This is a genomic window from Janthinobacterium leeuwenhoeki (assembly GCF_051380795.1).
GTDB lineage: Bacteria > Pseudomonadota > Gammaproteobacteria > Burkholderiales > Burkholderiaceae_D > Janthinobacterium.
Genome location: NZ_JBNYXT010000017.1, coordinates 12,576 through 29,407 on the forward strand (window position 1 = coordinate 12,576; position 16,832 = coordinate 29,407).

At 61.5% G+C, this 16,832-nt stretch carries 15 protein-coding genes and 1 pseudogene; 13 read left to right on the forward strand and 3 right to left on the reverse strand.

Going from position 1 to position 16,832, the window contains the following annotated elements; all coding sequences use genetic code 11:
* Nucleotides 1–7: 7 nt before the first annotated feature.
* Genes ACQ4WS_RS14785 through ACQ4WS_RS14825 form a run of 9 tightly spaced genes read left to right on the forward strand, consistent with a single transcriptional unit; the run spans nt 8 to nt 8,467 of the window.
* Nucleotides 8–310, forward strand: coding sequence for a hypothetical protein (locus ACQ4WS_RS14785; protein ID WP_436477398.1), 303 nt, complete (start codon nt 8–10; stop codon nt 308–310).
* Nucleotides 300–1,727 carry a pilus assembly protein TadG-related protein gene (locus ACQ4WS_RS14790; RefSeq protein WP_436477399.1) on the forward strand — a complete coding sequence of 476 codons (1,428 nt, stop codon included), beginning with the start codon at nt 300–302 and terminating at the stop codon, nt 1,725–1,727. The genes ACQ4WS_RS14785 and ACQ4WS_RS14790 overlap by 11 nt, the downstream gene beginning before the upstream one ends.
* A complete protein-coding gene (locus ACQ4WS_RS14795; protein WP_436477401.1) occupies nt 1,724–2,206 on the forward strand; it encodes a TadE/TadG family type IV pilus assembly protein in 483 nt (160 codons plus the stop codon). Before ACQ4WS_RS14790 ends, ACQ4WS_RS14795 begins: the two co-directional genes overlap by 4 nt.
* Nucleotides 2,196–2,810 carry a TadE/TadG family type IV pilus assembly protein gene (locus ACQ4WS_RS14800; RefSeq protein WP_436477403.1) on the forward strand — a complete coding sequence of 205 codons (615 nt, stop codon included), beginning with the start codon at nt 2,196–2,198 and terminating at the stop codon, nt 2,808–2,810. Before ACQ4WS_RS14795 ends, ACQ4WS_RS14800 begins: the two co-directional genes overlap by 11 nt.
* A 52-nt stretch (nt 2,811–2,862) precedes the next feature.
* A complete protein-coding gene (locus ACQ4WS_RS14805) occupies nt 2,863–4,032 on the forward strand; it encodes a CpaE/TadZ family protein (protein WP_436477405.1) in 1,170 nt (389 codons plus the stop codon).
* A gap of 50 nt (nt 4,033–4,082) precedes the next feature.
* A complete protein-coding gene (locus ACQ4WS_RS14810; RefSeq protein ID WP_436477407.1) occupies nt 4,083–5,429 on the forward strand; it encodes a TadA family conjugal transfer-associated ATPase in 1,347 nt (448 codons plus the stop codon).
* 11 nt (nt 5,430–5,440) lie between these two features.
* The gene (locus ACQ4WS_RS14815; protein ID WP_436477409.1) at nt 5,441–6,418 is read left to right on the forward strand and encodes a type II secretion system F family protein; all 978 of its coding nucleotides are present in this window, start codon (nt 5,441–5,443) and stop codon (nt 6,416–6,418) included.
* Nucleotides 6,419–6,431: 13 nt separating this feature from the next.
* The gene (locus tag ACQ4WS_RS14820; RefSeq protein WP_436477411.1) at nt 6,432–7,370 is read left to right on the forward strand and encodes a type II secretion system F family protein; all 939 of its coding nucleotides are present in this window, start codon (nt 6,432–6,434) and stop codon (nt 7,368–7,370) included.
* A gap of 11 nt (nt 7,371–7,381) precedes the next feature.
* Nucleotides 7,382–8,467 (forward strand): tetratricopeptide repeat protein, encoded by a 1,086-nt coding sequence (locus tag ACQ4WS_RS14825; RefSeq protein ID WP_436477413.1) that lies wholly within the window; start codon nt 7,382–7,384, stop codon nt 8,465–8,467.
* Nucleotides 8,468–8,484: 17 nt separating this feature from the next.
* Here ACQ4WS_RS14825 and ACQ4WS_RS14830 read toward each other — a convergent pair whose 3' ends face one another.
* On the reverse strand, nt 8,485–9,474 hold the full coding sequence (locus ACQ4WS_RS14830) for an EDSAP-1 family PEP-CTERM protein (protein WP_436477415.1): 990 nt from the start codon (nt 9,472–9,474) through the stop codon (nt 8,485–8,487).
* Between the two features lie 314 nt (nt 9,475–9,788).
* Between ACQ4WS_RS14830 and ACQ4WS_RS14835 the strand changes: the two genes are divergently transcribed.
* Nucleotides 9,789–10,100, forward strand: a complete 312-nt coding sequence (locus ACQ4WS_RS14835; RefSeq protein WP_436477417.1) for a hypothetical protein — start codon at nt 9,789–9,791, stop codon at nt 10,098–10,100.
* A gap of 40 nt (nt 10,101–10,140) precedes the next feature.
* Here ACQ4WS_RS14835 and ACQ4WS_RS14840 read toward each other — a convergent pair whose 3' ends face one another.
* Entirely contained in the window at nt 10,141–10,347 is a 207-nt protein-coding gene (locus tag ACQ4WS_RS14840) for a dodecin (RefSeq protein ID WP_436477419.1), read from the reverse strand.
* A gap of 148 nt (nt 10,348–10,495) precedes the next feature.
* Nucleotides 10,496–11,191 (reverse strand): annotated as a pseudogene (locus ACQ4WS_RS14845) (HipA domain-containing protein); the annotation flags it as partial.
* 713 nt (nt 11,192–11,904) lie between these two features.
* On the opposite strand from ACQ4WS_RS14845, the gene ACQ4WS_RS14850 reads away from it, so the two are divergent.
* From ACQ4WS_RS14850 to ACQ4WS_RS14860, 3 genes are read left to right on the forward strand one after another with little or no spacing between them, the layout of a single operon-like run.
* Complete coding sequence (locus tag ACQ4WS_RS14850; protein ID WP_436477421.1) at nt 11,905–13,233, forward strand: lysine N(6)-hydroxylase/L-ornithine N(5)-oxygenase family protein; 1,329 nt, start codon at nt 11,905–11,907, stop codon at nt 13,231–13,233.
* Nucleotides 13,230–14,399: an MFS transporter gene (locus ACQ4WS_RS14855; RefSeq protein WP_436477423.1), complete on the forward strand. Its 1,170-nt coding sequence runs from the start codon at nt 13,230–13,232 to the stop codon at nt 14,397–14,399. The genes ACQ4WS_RS14850 and ACQ4WS_RS14855 overlap by 4 nt, the downstream gene beginning before the upstream one ends.
* Nucleotides 14,396–16,804 (forward strand): GNAT family N-acetyltransferase, encoded by a 2,409-nt coding sequence (locus tag ACQ4WS_RS14860; protein WP_436477425.1) that lies wholly within the window; start codon nt 14,396–14,398, stop codon nt 16,802–16,804. Before ACQ4WS_RS14855 ends, ACQ4WS_RS14860 begins: the two co-directional genes overlap by 4 nt.
* Nucleotides 16,805–16,832 lie beyond the last annotated feature (28 nt).

The following is a 16,832-nucleotide window of genomic DNA, read 5'->3' on the forward strand; positions in this document are numbered from 1 at the left end:
ATACGCCATGCCGAGCTCGCTCCTGATATCGCTGCGGCGTTTTTCCGCCCTGGCCCTGGCCTTGCAGCTGGCCGCCTGCGCGCAAGGCAGCACGCCGCAGCTGGACCGGCGCTTCGGCGACGCCGTGCGCCTGGCCATGGCGCAGCAGGTGCGCGATCCGGCCAGCGCGGGCAAGCGCACGCCGGCCGATGGCCTTGACGGTCCCAGCGCGCACGCCGTCATGCAGCGTTACCGCGCGTCGTTTGCCGAACCGAACGCCCAGGCGCCGCAGCCGGTGCAGTTCATGCTGGGAGGCGGCAATGGCAAATAGACGCCAGGCTCAGCGCGGGGCGATGCTGATCGCCTTTTCCATCCTGCTCATCGTGGTGCTGGGTTTTATCGGCCTGGCGCTCGATGTGGGCCAGGTCATTGGCCGCAAGACGGAACTGCAAAACCTGGCCGACAACGCGGCGCTGGCGGCCGCCGCGGAACTGGTGGGCACGCCCGAGGGTCTGCTTCTTGCCGTGGAAAAAGCCAAGAGCAGCGCGGCCGACAGGAGCGCATGGCGGCGCCGCATGCAGGGCGCCATCCTGTCGGACGCCAGCATCCGCTTCGCCAGCGCGCCAGAGGCGCCTGCCAGCGAGTGGCATGCGGCTGGCGCCGTGCCCGACGCCGCCACGGCGCTGTTCGTGCGTGTCGATACGCAGGCCAATACCCCCTCGCTGGGGCGGGTGGCGACGGCCTTTCTCGGCGCCTGGTCGCCGGCGTTGCGCACCCTGGACACGGGGGCGCGCGCCGTGGCGGGGCGCACCAGCTTGCACCTGATGCCGCTGGCCGTCTGCGCGCTGTCGGCCAGCGCGGCCAGCCCGCGCACGAATGCGGCGCTGCTGCCGGCCGTCGAGTTGCTGGAATATGGCTTTCGCCGCGGCGTGGCGTATAACTTGTTGCAGCTCAATCCGCACGGCCCGGCGGCCGAACATTTCGTGCTCAATCCGCTGGGCCAGGCGGGCGTGGTGGGAACGTCGCAGCAGGTCGGCGCAGCGAGCGTGCTGCCGTTTGTCTGCAGCGGCACGGTGCTGTATCCGCGCATCGGCAACGCCCAGGTGCATGTGCACCGGCTTTTTCCCGCCACGCTGTGGACGGCTTTCAATGCGCGCTTCAACCAGCATGCGGGCAGCGGCTGCCATGTCGTCACGGCGCCGCCCGACACGAATATCCGCGCCTATCCGAATACGGCCGCGAGCTGGTGGATGACGAACACGCCCGACGCGCCGAGCGCCCTGAGCACGGGCAATCCGCTACTGTCCGTGGCCGACCCGGAATCGAACGCGACGCCGCCCGCCGTCGGCAGTTATGGACCGCTGTGGTCGTTTGCCAGGGCTGTCAAATACAGCAGTGTGAAGCCGGCCGGCGGCTATGTGGCGTTTGCCACCAGCGACTGGCCCAAGCTGTATCCGGCCAGCCCGGCCGCGCCGGCCGCCAAGTCTGGCTACCCTGCCACGCCGCCCTACCAGACGCTGGGATTCCAGACGGCGCCGACCGGCAACACGGGCGTGGCGCTGCGGCGCCTGCTGCACATTGCCCTGCTGGCCTGTCCCGTACCTCCCGGCAGCGACGTGCTGGCGCAGGTGCGCGGCATCGGCCGCTTCTTCATGACGGCGCCGGCCAGCAATGGCGTATTGAGCGCCGAATTTGCCGGGCTGGTGGACGAGGGGACGCTGGTCGGTCCCGCGGAGCTGCTGCAATGAGGCCGCCCTGCCGCACTGCGCGCCGCCAGGGCGGAGTCGCCGCCATCGAGCTGGCGCTGATCCTGCTGTTTTTCATGGGGCTGCTGCCCTTCGTGCTGCTGTTTGGCCGCGCGCTGCTGGTGTACACGGCCCTGCAAAAAAGCGCGCACGATGCGGCGCGCTATATGGCGACCATGCCGCTGCCGCAGATGGGCAAGTTCGACACGGCGAGCCAGGGCGCCGCGCTGGCCCGGGAGATGGTGGCCGAGGCGATGGCGGAAAGCTGGCCGAGCATCAATCCCGCATGGGTCAATGTGGACTGCGTGTACGCCGACGATTCCTATGCCTGCGGCAGTTACGCGACGGCGCCGCTGCAGGTGCGCATCAAGGTCACCGCCGACATGCCGGTCGATTTCCTGCCTGCGCTGACCCGCAAGTGGTTGCCGCAACTGGCGCCGATTCCCCTGCGCGCCAACGCGACATTGCGCTATGTCCATTAACCTGCGCCTCCGCCGGCAGCGGCAGCGCCAGCGCGGCGTCTTCGCCGTCGAATTCGCCATGCTGGCGCTGCTGTTCTTTTTGTTCCTGTTTGCCGTGCTGGAAATGGCGCGCGCCGTGTACGTGTGGAATATGGTGCATGAGATTACCCGGCGCGCGGCGCGCGCTGCCGCCGTCACCGATTTCAGCAATGCCGGCGCCTTGCAAGCGGTGCGCACGCAAGCCGTGCTGCGCGCCACGCCGGGTACGCTGCCGCTGGGCGGCGGCATCAGCGACGCGCATGTGCGCATCGATTATTTGTCGGAAAGCGCTGGCGGCGCCGCGCTGGCGGCCGTGACGGTGACGGTGCTGCCGGGCTGTCCGCAACGCAACCGCATCAATTGCCTGGACGATCCACATGGCGCCAGCTGCATCCGCTTCGTGCGTGCGCGCCTGTGCCAGCCGGGTGATGGCGCGCGCTGCGAGAGCGTGCCCTACCGTCCTGTCCTGCCGCTGCTGGGGATGATGTTTCCTTCCGGCGCAGGCGCCATACGTTTGCCCAGCGCGACCACCATGGCGGTGGCCGAGTCGCTGGGGTATCCGGACAATCCCGGTTTTTGTCCATGAGCGCCGATCCGCCGGCGCAGCCGAATGTGTTGCATTCAATGAAGGAGGCGCGATGAAAGCCTTGATGATTACCCGCGACGCCAGCTTGCACGATGAAATCGCGGCGCAGGGCGCGGCCCGCATGCCTGTGCTGCGGCTGCTGGAGCGGCGCAGCGGCCTGCGCGACGCCGTCGAGCGCATGCTGCCCGAAGCGCCCGAGCTGGTGATCGTCGACGCCAGCGGCATCGATGCCGACGAAGCCGACCTGCTCGAGCGCCTGGCGCGCCAGTATCCGCTGGCCGTGCTGATGCTGCTCACGCGCGGCCAGCAGCAGGATGTCCTGATACGCGCCATGCGCGCCGGCATGCGCGAAGTGCTGCAACTGCCGCTGGTGCACAAGGCTTTCCATGAGGCGATGGACAGGGTCGATATCCAGGCCGGCGTGACGCAGATGCGCGACGGTAAAGTGCTCGCTTTCATTTCATGCAAGGGCGGCAGCGGCGCCACCTTTTTGTCGACGAATTTTTCCTACGCGCTGGCCAGCCTGGCCTGTTGCAAGGTGCTGCTGATCGACCTGCACGGCCAGTTCGGCGATGCGACCCTGTATGTCTCGGACCAGAAGCCGGCCATGACCCTGTCCGATATCTGCGCGCAGATCGCGCGCATGGATGGCGCCTTTCTCGCTTCGTGCCTGGTGCACGTGACGCCGAACTTCGGCGTGCTGGCGGCGGCCGACGACCCCGCGCACAAGGTCGACATGCAGCCCGAGCACATGGACCGCATCCTGGCCGTGGCGCGCCAGCACTACGACTACATCGTGCTCGACGTGGGACGCCAGATCGATGCGCTGTCGCTGCGCGCGCTCGACAGCGCCGACGCCATCTACCCGGTGCTGCAGCTGGCCTTGCCCGACATCCGCGACGGGCGCCGCCTGCTCGACATTTTCCGCTCGCTTGGCTATCCGGGCGAACGCTTGCGCCTGATCGTCAACCGCTATGAAAAGGGCGGACGGCTGCGCCTGGCCGACCTGGAGCAGGCGCTGGGCGCGGAAGTGGTGCACACGGTGCCCAACGATTACATCGCCGCCACCGATTCCGTCAACCAGGGCATCCCGCTGCTGCAGCTGTCGCGCACCAGCGCCGTGGCGCGCAGCCTGGCCGAACTGGTGGAACTGGTGACGGCGCGCCGCGTGACGGAAAGCCGCGGCCTGTTCGACCGCCTGTTCAGCCGCAGCGAGGCTTAGGACCGGGAGAGATGTCAAGGCTCCCGCCGGGAGCCATCATGGGAGTCGAGATGACTTTACGCGAACGCCTGGCGGCGAATGAAACGCTGCGCCCCGCCACGAATGGACAAGGGGCGCTGGCCCTGCACGCCTACCAGGAGCTGAAGAAGACCATGCACCAGACGATACTCGACCGTATCGACCTGGAGCGCTTGAAGCGCCTGACGGCCGAGCAGTTCAAGCACGAGCTGGCGCTGCTGGTGCAGCGCGTGATCGAGGAAGAGCGCATCGTGCTGAACCAGCACGAACGACATAGCCTGGTGCTCGACATCCAGCACGAGATGCTGGGCTTTGGCCCGCTCGAGCCCTTGCTGGCCGATGCCAGCGTGTCCGATATCCTCGTCAATACCTGCGACAAGGTGTATGTCGAGCGGGGCGGGCGGCTGCAGCTGACGGACGTGACCTTCCACGATAATGCGCACCTGATGAAGATCATCGAAAAGATCGTCTCGCGCGTGGGACGGCGCGTCGACGAATCGAGCCCGATGGTCGATGCGCGCCTGCCGGACGGCTCCCGGGTCAATGCCATCATTCCGCCGCTGGCCGTCGATGGCCCGATCCTGTCGATCCGGCGCTTCGCCGTGCAGCCTTTGACGATCGCCAATCTGCTCGACTACAAAAGCCTGACGCCGCCCATGGTGCAGGTGCTGCAGGCGCTGGGGCAGGCGAAAGTCAACATCCTGATTTCGGGTGGCACGGGCAGCGGCAAGACGACCCTGCTCAACGTGCTGTCCGGCTTCATTCCCGGCAGCGAGCGCATCGTCACCATCGAGGATGCGGCCGAACTGGCGCTGCGCCAGCCGCACGTGGTGCGCCTGGAAACGCGTCCGCCGAATATCGAGGGCAAGGGGGAAGTATCGCAGCGCGCGCTGGTGCGCAATGCGCTGCGCATGCGGCCCGACCGCATCATCCTGGGCGAGGTGCGCGGCGCCGAGGCGCTCGACATGCTGCAGGCGATGAACACGGGCCATGAGGGGTCTTTGGCGACGATCCACTCGAACACGGCGCGCGACGCGCTGGCGCGGCTGGAAAACATGGTCGGCATGGCCAGCGTGAACCTGACGCCGCGCGCCACGCGCCAGCAGATCTGTTCTGCCGTGACGGTGGTGATGCAAGTGTCGCGCCTGACGGATGGCGCGCGCAAGCTGGTCAGCCTGCAGGAAGTGACGGGCATGGAGGGCGACATCATCGCCATGCATGAAATCTTCCGCTTCGAGCAGACGGGCGTCGATGCCGAGGGCAAGGTGCAGGGCCACTTTTGCGCTACGGGTGTGCGGCCCCGCTTTACGGAACGCCTGCGCATGTTCGGCGCGCCGGTACCCGATAGTGTCTTCGATCCCGACCGCATCTACGAATAAGGAGGGCAAGCATGGATCTGGTCTTCTACGGCTTTGCCGTGCTGCTGTTCGCCGCCTGCATCCTGATGGTGGAGGGCGCCTGGCTGTGGTGGTCGGGCACGCATGGCAGCGCGGCGCGGCGCATCAACCGGCGCTTGCGGCTGATGGCGGCGCGCGGCGAGGCGGACGGCGAGCGGGTCTCCATCCTCAAGCAGCGCCGCTATGCGCGTGCGCCCGGTCTGGAGCGCTGGCTGCGGCGCCTGCCGCAGGCGGCACGGCTCGACCACCTGCTGCTGCAATCGGGCTTGTCCTGGTCGGTGGCGCAGTTCCTGGGCGGCGCGGGCGCCCTGTTGCTGGCGGCGCTGCTGTGGCTGGCCATCTGGCCCATGCCGCTGCCGGGCGCCTTGCTGCTGCTGGGCCTGGCCGGCGGCGGGCCGTGCATGGTCGTGCTGCGCGCGCGCGCGGCGCGGCTGAAAAAGTTCGAGGCGCAATTGCCGGAAGCGGCCGATTTCCTGGCCCGCGCCTTGCGCGCCGGGCACTCGTTTTCGAATGTGCTGCAGATGGTGGGCGATGAACTCAATGAGCCGATCAGCGGTGAATTCAAGATGGCGCACGAAGAAATCAATTACGGCGTGCCGATGAACGAGGCGCTGCAAAACCTGGCCGCGCGCATTCCGCTGACGGACTTGCGCTACCTCGTCATCGCCGTGCTGGTGCAGCGCGAATCGGGCGGCAATCTGGCGGAAGTGCTGGTCAGCATCGCGCGCATCATCCGCGCCCGCTTAAAGCTGCTGGGACAGGTGCGCGTGCTGTCGGCCGAGGGGCGCATGTCGGCCTGGGTGCTGGGCTTGATGCCGGTGGTGATGATCGGCGTCATGGCGCTGGTCAACCCGCAATACATCCGCCTGCTGTGGACCGATCCCAGCGGCATCAAGTTGCTGTGGTACGCGGCCGGCATGGTGGCATTGGGCGTCGTCTGGATGCGCAACGTCATCCGCATCCGTATCTAAAACAGGAGGTGGCATGAGCGGTGCACAACTGCTGTTTCTCGTGATCGTCTTCGCCGTGGTGGTGGCGCTGGCCCTGCTGGCGTGGCTGATCTTCTTTCCCGGCGCCTTGCGCCAGCGCCTGTTCGGTTCCATGACGCCGGCCGCCAGCGAGGCGGTGGCCGACACGGGCTGGGTGGAGCGCGTGGCGCGCGTGGCGCAGCCGTTCAGCAAGCTGTCGCTGCCGGAAGAGGGCTGGGAGCGCTCGCCGCTGCGCACGCGTTTCATGAACGCGGGCTGGCGGCAAGCCAGCGCGCCGGCCCTGTACTTCGCCGCGAAAAGCGTGCTGGCCCTGCTGTTTCCCACTGTGCTGGGCCTGTATGCGGCCAGCGCCATGGCGGCGCAATTGCGCAGCGTGCTGCTGTTGCTGCTGTGCGTCAGCGCCACCATCGGCTATTACCTGCCGAATCTGGTGCTGGCCAGCACGGCCAAGCGGCGCCAGCGCGACATCTTTGAAAACATTCCCGACGCGCTCGACTTGCTGACCGTCTGCGTGGAAGCGGGCCTGAGCCTGGAGCGCGCGCTGGTCAAAGTGTCGGGCGAAATCCACATCAAGAGCGTGGTGCTGGCGCAGGAATTGCAACTGGTGCTGATGGAAATGCGCGCCGGCTTTTCCAAGGAAAAGGCGCTGCGCAACCTGGCCCTGCGCAGCGGCGTGGAAGATGTCGACACCCTGGTCGCCATGCTGATTCAATCGGAACGCTTCGGCACCAGCATGGGCGATTCGCTGCGCGTGCATTCGGAAAACCTGCGCGGCAAGCGCAGCCTGCTGGCCGAAGAGGCGGCAGCGAAGATTGCCCTGAAACTGCTGTTCCCGCTGATCTTTTGCGTCTTTCCCACCCTCATGCTGGTGCTCATGGGGCCGGCCGTGATCGAAGTCTATCGCGTGCTCGTGCCGGCCATGGCCAGCCGCTGAAAGGAGTCACCATGCGCTTGACCATATCCCGCCAGGCAGCCGCCTGTGCCTGCCTGGGCCTGGCCGCCTGTGCCACGCAACTGGCCTACGTGCCAGGGCCGGCGTGGCCTGATGCCGATGCCGCCTATCTGACGGGGCGCCAGCACTTCGAGCGGGGCAACCTGCCCGCCGCGCAAGCGGCCTATGAGCAAGCACTGCGCCATGCGCCGCGCCACGTGAACGCGCGCAACGGCCTGGCCGTGCTGCATGCGCAGCGGGGCGAACACGACGCGGCGATTGCCCATTGGCTGGCCTTGACGCAGGAGGCGGGCACGCCGCTGCCGCAGCAAGCCTATCTGTTCAGCAATCTCGGTCATGCCTATCATTTAAGCGGACGCGATGCGCAAGCGTTGACTGCGCTGGAACAGGCGTGCTTGCTCGACCCGCTCAATGCGCTGGCCTGGCAGCACCTGGCGCAAGTGCTCGAACGGCTGGGGCAACACGAACGCGCGGCCGTCATGCGGCGCCAGGCGGCCAGCTTGCAGGAACACGATTTGCGGCGCGACCTGGCCGTCTTGCGCAAGGAGGCGCCACCGCAGGGCGTGCCTGCGCCCGCGCCGACGCCGACGCCGGCGCAGGATGCGCGTGCCATGGCGCGCGTGGAGATCACGCAGAGCGAGGGCATGGCCCGCTTGCAGCGCGTGCCGGCGGCGCACAGCGCGCCCGTCAGCGTGCTTGAGCGGCCCGTGGCGGCGGCTGGCGTACCGCCTCCGCGCCTGGAAATTGTGAACGGCAACGGCGTGCCCGGCCTGGCCGCCGCGCTGGCGCGCAGCCTGGCCGGTGCTCCCGTGCAGGTGGTGCGCCTGAGCAATGAAACCAGCTTTCAGGTGGCGCGCACGCGCGTCGAGTATCGGCCCGCGCAGGAGCTGGCGGCGCGCCAGCTGGTCCGCCAGCTGGGGACGCAGGTACAAACGCAGGTGCAGACCCAGGCCGCCGATTGCCCTGCCAGCGAGCTGCGCCTGATCCTCGGCCATGACCTGAGCGACCCGGCCATGTTGCACCGCTATTATTCGCAGCAATTGCAGCTGGCGCGCCAGGCGCTGGCGCGGCTCGGCTGACACGCCTCCGACAGTGTCTATTGCGGCTGGCGGCGGCGCGTGTAGGCGAGGGCGGCCAGTCCCAGGCCCAGCAGGAACAGGGTGCCTGGTTCCGGCACGGCCAGGGGATCGATGACGACGATGTCGGTGCGCGTGGACTTGGAAAAGTTCAAGGTGTAGCTGCCGGCCGGCAGGGCGAAATTCGAGGTCAGGGAAAACAGCGCAAAGCCATTCGTGAAGGCGCGCCCGGTGGCCGGGTCGTTGGTGCCGGCTGTCAAGTTCAGGCTGAACGGGTCGAGGCTGCCGACCGTATGGTTGCCGTTGATGTCGCTGCCATTGTTGGCATCGCCATCGGGGGCGAACTGGAAGATCACGCCATCGGCGTTCGCGTTCGACAGGCAGCCGACGGGGCTGGCGCTGTTGCAGGAGATATTGAAGATATCCATGATCGACACGTTCGACTTGTCGCCCAAGGTCGTCACGCTGGTGCGCAGATCGCGTCGTCCCATGAAGCTGAAGGTGATGAAGCCGGCGCTTGAGAGGGTCAGGTTGACGGAGCCGGTGAGGGTGTCGCCGGCCGTGGCCGTGGCGGCGCCGACCGTGTTGCGCTGTGCTTCCGCCACGGCGCGCACGGTGGCGCCGCCATTGAGCATATTGCCGAAGGCATGCGCATCGCCGCGCGCGAACTCCAGGGTGGAACTGGGGCTGGGGGCGTAGCTATTTTGCGGCAAGCCGCTGCAGCCGCCGCCCGAGCACACTTGCAGCACGTCCGCGTTGGCGGCCGGGCCCGTATTGACGGCACGCGGATTGACGGCCACGCCGCCTTCGAAAAACGCGCTATCGCTGGCATTGCGGTTGGCGCCGGCCAGCGACAAGTTACCGGCGCTGGTGGTGATACGGAAATTGCTCAAGTCGTTGACGGCCAGGCCGTACGCGCCGGCCTGCGCCTGGCCGCAGACCAGCAGGCTTGCCGCCGCCAGTACGCCCAGCCAGCCCAGGGTCTTGCTTCGTGTGTGATCGACGTTCATCGCAGCCTCGTATCGTGGTCAGTCTCGGAAAATCCGGGGGATAAAGAATCCAGAATGACTTGTCTGGATTCATCTCGCAGACAGTGATAAGCAGCTTGCGTGCCACACAAAAAAATCACATGAAATCAAGTGCTTGCGTAAAGCGAACTGAACTGACGGAGGCACAGTGTAAGAAAGGCCGACGCCGCTTGGCGGGCGGCGCTGGCCCGCCTGGCGAAATACCCATCGTGGACGTAAAGCCGCTGCGGCGCTGGCGCCAGATCAAAGGTGCGGCACATCGCATCGCGTCCGATAATTGCCCGGTAAAATAGGCCATGGCAAACAAAACCCCCACCTTCCCCGGCGCGCGCACGGGCCGCGGCCAGGTCCTGGCCGTGCTGCTGTCGAACCGCGACCAGTCCGGCGCAGAACCGCTGCAAGGCCGCGTCTCGCTGGCCGCCATCGTCAAGGCGCTGAAACGCAAATACCACTGGCCCATCGAGACGCACAGCTTTCCCGCCAACACGCAGGATGGCCGCGCCAGCTGGGCGACCGTCTACAGCTTGCCGGAAAAGGTGATTCAAGCCGCGCTGGACAGCGGCGGCCGGGAGTGGCTGGAGAGCCGGGGAGCGCCTGGGCGGCGGTGAGCGCGCCGCCCGTCTTACTCGAACCCTTTACTCGAACCCTTTACTCGAGCCGGAAGCCGACCTTGAGCGTGACCTGGAAGTGCGCCACCTTGCCGTCGACAATATGGCCGCGTGACTCGGTCACTTCATACCAGTCCATATGCTTGACCGTCAGCGCCGCCTTGGTAACGGCATCGCGTATCGCCTGATCGCTGCTCTCGGTCGATGTGCCAACCAGTTCGATCAGCTTGTAAGTGTGTGCGGACATGATATTTCCCCAGGTAGGCAAGCCAGACATCGGGAGCCTGCTTTGCGCAAGCACGTGCTCATCTTGCGCTTAAATGTGCTGGACGTCATTGCGCGGTGCAGCAATGCGTCGCGCAAGCCGAGAGTCCTTCCCTTCAGGCTGGCGGCATCTATTGGAGGGTGGCTGCTAAAGCAAGCAGGCCGCCCAGAATTCTGTCCGCCACCTTTTCCGAAAAACCCACAGGCAGTTCGCTGCGGACCTTGTCCACGATGGCGGGTGTGCGGGCAATGAAATCGAGCAGGAGCGGTTCGGCGTGCGCGCCATAGCCGACCGCCTTTGCAGTGCTGTTGAAGTGTCGCCGCTGGATGCCATGCGCGAGGTAGTGCCGGTTGCTACCGAGTAGTGCCATCGCCATCTTGAGCTTGCGTTCGGCCCACTGCTTGGGTCCTGAGCCGATCACAGGATAGCCGGACATCACATCATAGATGGGCGTCAGCTTGAACCGGCCGGCGCCCGCGAGTCGCTCGATACTGAAGTTCTTGGCGTGGCTATCGGGGGCGCGCAGCATCCAGCACAGAAGTTGGGAGGCCATCAGCGTGTGCATGTCGGCAGCGCTCTGCTGCGATTGCTGCAGCAGGGTAAACATCTGTTTTAACCCCGGCCCACCGTCATTTTCGTATTTCAGCAGCGGTGATGTTCCCGTTGCCTGGCAAAAATCCTCCTGAACCAGCGGGAACAGCTGCTTGCCATCGTTTGATCGCACGCGGTCGAAACGCTCGACGACGAGCACCCGCTGCGCGCCGAAGGTCGCAATCTCGGCATTTGCCGTGGGCAGCCCGTACTCCTTGAACAGCCGCAGGCATATGGGCATCCGCCGAAAATGGACCTCTGCGACCGGTTCGGGTGAACGGCCGGTTGGCCTGGCCGGTAGAGGGTATCCGGCGCGTTCTTGGTGCTTGAGAGAAGGGCGTCGCACCTGTGCATGCGATGTATTCGACAAGAGCCGTTTTTGGCTCTTTGATCGCCCATGCATGGTGCGACAGGCCGCTGGCCCGTCCGGCCTGATTGATCAAGTCGGTTTGTCGTCGTATCTGCAAAGAGCTCACTCCTGACAACTACCGGCAACTGTCGAATTTGATCGCAGCAGAATTGTATTTTATGCGAAATGATATTGATTATCATTTGTATTTGAATTATTGTAGAGCTTGTCACATGAAAAATCAGACAGAAATAGCGCCAGTCTTATAGACAGCCATTCTTCTTGTGACAATCAAAGCTACAACAGAGCTACTCCAGGAAGGTCCTCGACCCCCACCCAGACGGCAACAACCTGCGACGATCCACAGGCAACGGTTTGCTTTCCCCGCCAAAACCATCCCCCAGGATTTTCAGGTCACGCGCACTCGTATAACGCAGTACTTGCCTGACCTCAAGCCATCGGTCTGCAACCTGCCCAGCACGTTCGACTCGTTCAATTCAGTCACCTCGCACAAGGAGGTAATGAATTTTTTATGCCAATAAAAATTGGGGCTTTACCTCATTGAACTTTTGCCTCAATCATCCTGGAGAAAAAGTCTCATGCAGCTGAAAACTTATGATTTCATCGCCATTGGTCTAGGCCCATTCAATCTCAGTCTGGCTTGCCTCACCGAGCCCTTAACCGACGTCAACGCACTATTTCTGGATCAGGTGGCGCAATTTGAATGGCACGCGGGCATGATGCTGCCTAACGCCACCTTGCAAACACCATTCATGGCGGACCTGGTCACGCTGGCCGACCCCACCAGCCCTTTCAGTTTTCTCAATTACGCTAAAACGCAGGGTCGGCTCTACTCTTTCTATATCAAGGAAAGCTTTTTCCTGATGCGTAATGAGTACAACGCTTACTGTCAGTGGGCACTTGCACAGCTGTCTAATGTCCGCTTAGGAAACCGCGTAGAACGTGTGGAGTACGATGCAGCAGAAGCGCTATACCTGGTGCATAGCCGCGACCTTCGTAGTGGCCAGATTTGCACCTACCGTGCGCGCAAGCTGGTGCTTGGCACCGGCACCAGCCCGTTTATTCCAGAATGCTGCCGCCACTTAGGTGTGCGTGCACGACATGCTGCCAGTTATCTGCGTGACAAAGCTAGCCTGCAACGCAGGCGCTCCATCACCATTATTGGCAGTGGTCAAAGTGCAGCAGAAATTTACTATGACCTGCTGCAAGATATTGACCGATGCGGTTATCAGCTCGATTGGCTGACGCGCTCGCCACGTTTCTATCCGCTGGAATACAGCAAGCTGACGCTGGAAATGACCTCGCCTGATTACATCGATTACTTCCACGCTCTTCCCGCCACTAAACGTGACAAACTGATCCGGCAACAGCACGGCCTGTATAAAGGCATCAATCTCAGATTGATCAACGACATTTTTGATCTGCTCTACAACAAACGACTGAACGGCGATATACCCACACGTTTGCTCACCAACGCCGACCTGCGTTTTTGCCATTACGACGAAGTAAGGGATCGTTACGACATGGTGCTGCGTCAGACTGAATCCGGTCAGGACTACCAACAGCAAAGCGAAGCACTCGTACTGGCGACCGGTTATCACTACCAGCTACCTGAGTTTCTGTCGCCTATCCGATCGCGTCTGCGCTGGGATGAGAAAAAAAGATTAGACGTAGCGCGTAATTACAGTGTCGATGATGCCGCCAGCGAAGTATTTGTCCAGAACGTAGGCTTATACAGCCATGGTCTGAGTACGCCCGATCTGGGAATGGCCTGTTATCGCAATGCCACTATCCTGCGCGAAATCACCGGTGTCGAACATTACGCCATTGAGCAGCGCATTGCTTTTCAGGAATTTGTACTGCCGCTGGGTAGCGAAGTCATCCCAGAAGAGGCTAAAGCTGCATGAATACAGCCTTTTTCTTACTATCGATGACGGTCGTCGCTGTCATCAGCGACACCATGCTCATTCCGTTTTACCCCCAGTTCTTTGCGCAACGCTTTGGGATGGAAAGCCCCGAGCATGTCGGCGCATATCTGGCGGCAATGAGTGCCACCGTGATCCTGGCGCTGCCCGTCTGGGCAAGAGTCGCACGCAAACTGGCGGTCATTAAATTGCTGGTGATCACTCAGATCGCAGCCGGCCTGCTGTGTTTGTACTGCATGCACATTGAGTCACTTGCGATGTTTTGGCTGGTCTCGCTGTGCATGATTGCTTTCAAAGGCAGCTATCTCTTGATTTATCCCTTCATGATGCGCCTGCAAAAGCCAGAGCGACATGTCTTCATGGCTAGCCTGCTTTCCATCGTGATCCACTTTGGTGGCATCTTCGGCGCCATCATCGGGGGTGTTGTCCTGGATCGCTGGTCAGTTGAAGACGTGTTCTTGTTCATGGCAGCCGGTGATGCCATCCAGACGCTGATCTGCATCTACCTGCTCTGCAGCGGCAAGGTCACGCAACAACCCGGCGAGGCGCATGTGATGGGCCATGGTGCGAGCTTTCGCGGTCGCCGTCCCCTGTATCTGTTGGGAATAGCGATGATGCTGTTCTATTTCAGCGCCTATCTGGTTCGCCCTTTCTTTGCAGAGCACTGGCAACTGGCCTCTGGCATTGATAACACAACGGTATCGGGTCTGGCGTTTGCCATTCCAGCTGGCATGGCACTGCTGGCACTGTGGAGCAATCATGCTGCCAGCCGCAGCCACTTCCTCCTCAATCGCCCGGTTCCCTGCCTCATTCTGGGGGCGCTGGGGCTGCTGTTACAAGCCTGGCCGCAGCCTGTCGCTATCGTGCTGGGACGCTGCCTGTTCGGCTGGGCAATGTTTCAGGTCACCGTCCATCTGGACGTACTGCTATTCCAGCGAAGTAGGCCAGACGACTACGCCAGAGACTATAGCCTGATTAATCTGTTTCAAAACCTCGGCGTGATTGGATCGTCATTTACTGCCGGCTCACTGGTGGCAAGTCAGGGACTATCTGCACCTTTCTTGCTGGCCGCTATAGGCTTTGTCCTGTCTGTGCTGAGTTACCCCTTGCTATGTGAGGTCTCCTCTAAGAAGGCGGTGACTGCATGAAACCAAGCATTCTTTTTGAAAAGCAGCACGCCCGCCTGGGGTCTCTGCAGATACGCCTGCTGCAAGCGCAAGACATACCGGTGCTGCATCGTTGGTTCAACCTCGACTATGCACGTTTTTGGGGTATGCAAGGGCAAAGTCTGGATCAGGTCCACAGCTTTTATCGCCAGTTGCAAACGAGCGGACACGCCAATGCTTACGTTGGCATCGTCAAAGACGAGCTGAGTTTTTTGATGGAAAGCTACGCTCCGGCACAGGACGAGCTAGGACAACACTATCCGGTACAAGCTGGCGACCGGGGCATGCATTTTTTTGTCGGCCCGGCAGAAAAACCTGTGCACGGCTTCACTCAGACCCTGCTGGAACTGATCCTGGAGTTCCTGTTTCAGCAGCCTTCTATTCAACGCATCGTGGTCGAGCCCGATGTGCAGAACCAGAAAATCCATGCGCTCAATCGCAAAGCAGGTTTTGTCTATCAAGGAGACATCCAGCTTGGCAACAAACTAGCCAGCCTAGCCTTTTGCAGTCGCGCCGATTTTGCCACCGCCTGCTTGCACTTGTATCACCCTTCAAACATGACACAGAGGACTTCATCAATGGATATCAGCATTCCCACTCTGCAACAGCCACTCAGCCATCTCAACAGTGCTAACTGGGCACAGGCAAATCGTCACCTGGTACGCAAAATACTGAGTGAGTTTGCGCATGAAAAACTGCTGGAGGTGTTACCGCAAAAAGAGACCAATACCTACCGCGTAGATATCAGCACTCAAGAGATCAGTTACATGTTTACTGCGCAGCGTTACGAGCTCGATCATTTGGATATCGTGCCGCAGTCCATTCGCAAATTTCAACACGATACGGAAGTTGCGCTCGATGCACTCACATTGATTATTGAGTTAAAAGACCGGCTGGGTATCAGTACACAACAACTGCCGATTTATCTCGATGAAATCAGCGCCACACTTAACAGCAAAGCCTTCAAGCAGATAAAACAGACACTGAGCTCGGCAGAGCTGGTGCAGGCATCTTATCAGCAGGTAGAAACTGGCATGAGTGAAGGCCATCCGGTTTTTATCGCCAACAATGGCCGCATTGGCTTCGACAGCCAGGATTTTTTACGCTATGCGCCAGAGAGTGCTACTCCGCTGGAACTGGAGTGGATCGCCGTGGCAAAAACACATGCCAGATTTTCCAGCGTGCGCGAACTGGACTATGCCACTTTGCTGGCCTCGGAGCTGTCCGAAGCCACGCTGGCATCCTTCAAATCCAGACTTGCTGATGCCGACTGCCAGATCGGCGACTACTACTTCATGCCAGTACATCCCTGGCAGTGGCGCGAAAAAATCTCGACCTGCTTCGCTGCCGATATCGCGAACGCGCATATCGTCTATCTGGGTAGTAGCGAAGACCAATATCTTGCCCAGCAATCTATCCGTACCTTCTTCAATATATCCAAGCCGCAGCGTCGCTACGTCAAAACTTCTCTATCTATTTTGAATATGGGCTTCATGCGCGGTCTGTCCCCTTACTACATGAGCGCCACGCCGCAAATTAATGAGTGGCTCACAGAACTGGTGGCTGCCGATAGTGTCTTCAAAGAAAAACGCTTCACAGTACTGCGTGAGGTCGCTTCCATTGGATATCACAATCGCTATATTGAGGCGGCGGTAGAAAAAGATACGCCGTACAAAAAAATGCTGTCAGCCCTTTGGCGCGAGAGTCCTGTTACTCAACTGCGCGCAGGACAGCAATTGATGACGATGGCCTCGCTACTGCATGTCGATAATGAGGGCCACTCGCTGGCTGCGGCACTGGTCAAACGCTCTGGTCTTGATGCCCGCGACTGGCTGCAGCGCTATCTGGATACGTATCTGACACCGCTTCTGCATGCCTTCTTTGCCTATGACCTTGTATTCATGCCGCACGGTGAAAACCTGATTATGGTTCTGGAAAACGCCGTTCCACAATTTGTCTTCATGAAGGACATCGCCGAGGAGATTGGCCTGCTTAACAGTGATCGCCAACTGCCACCCGGCGTGGAGCGTATCTCAGTGAAGATCGAAGACGATATGAAGATCAATTACATCTTTCTGGATATTTTTGACTGCTTCTTCCGCTACCTGGCACCCCTGCTCGACAGGCAAGCAAATTTACCGGAAACACAATTCTGGCAAGCGGTAGCAAGCTGTGTGATGAACTACCAAAGCAGTCACCCTCAGTTTGCTGCTAAGTATCGTCAATTTGATCTGTTCAAGCCCAACTTTGTGCGTACCTGCCTGAATCGTCTGCAACTCAATAACAACCAGCAAATGATAGATCTGGATGACAGAGAAAAAAATCTGAAATTTGCCGGCATGCTCGACAACCCGTTACACCAGTTCCGCCTACGCAATAAGGCTTGAGTCAGTGAGCAGATACGAACAATCGCAA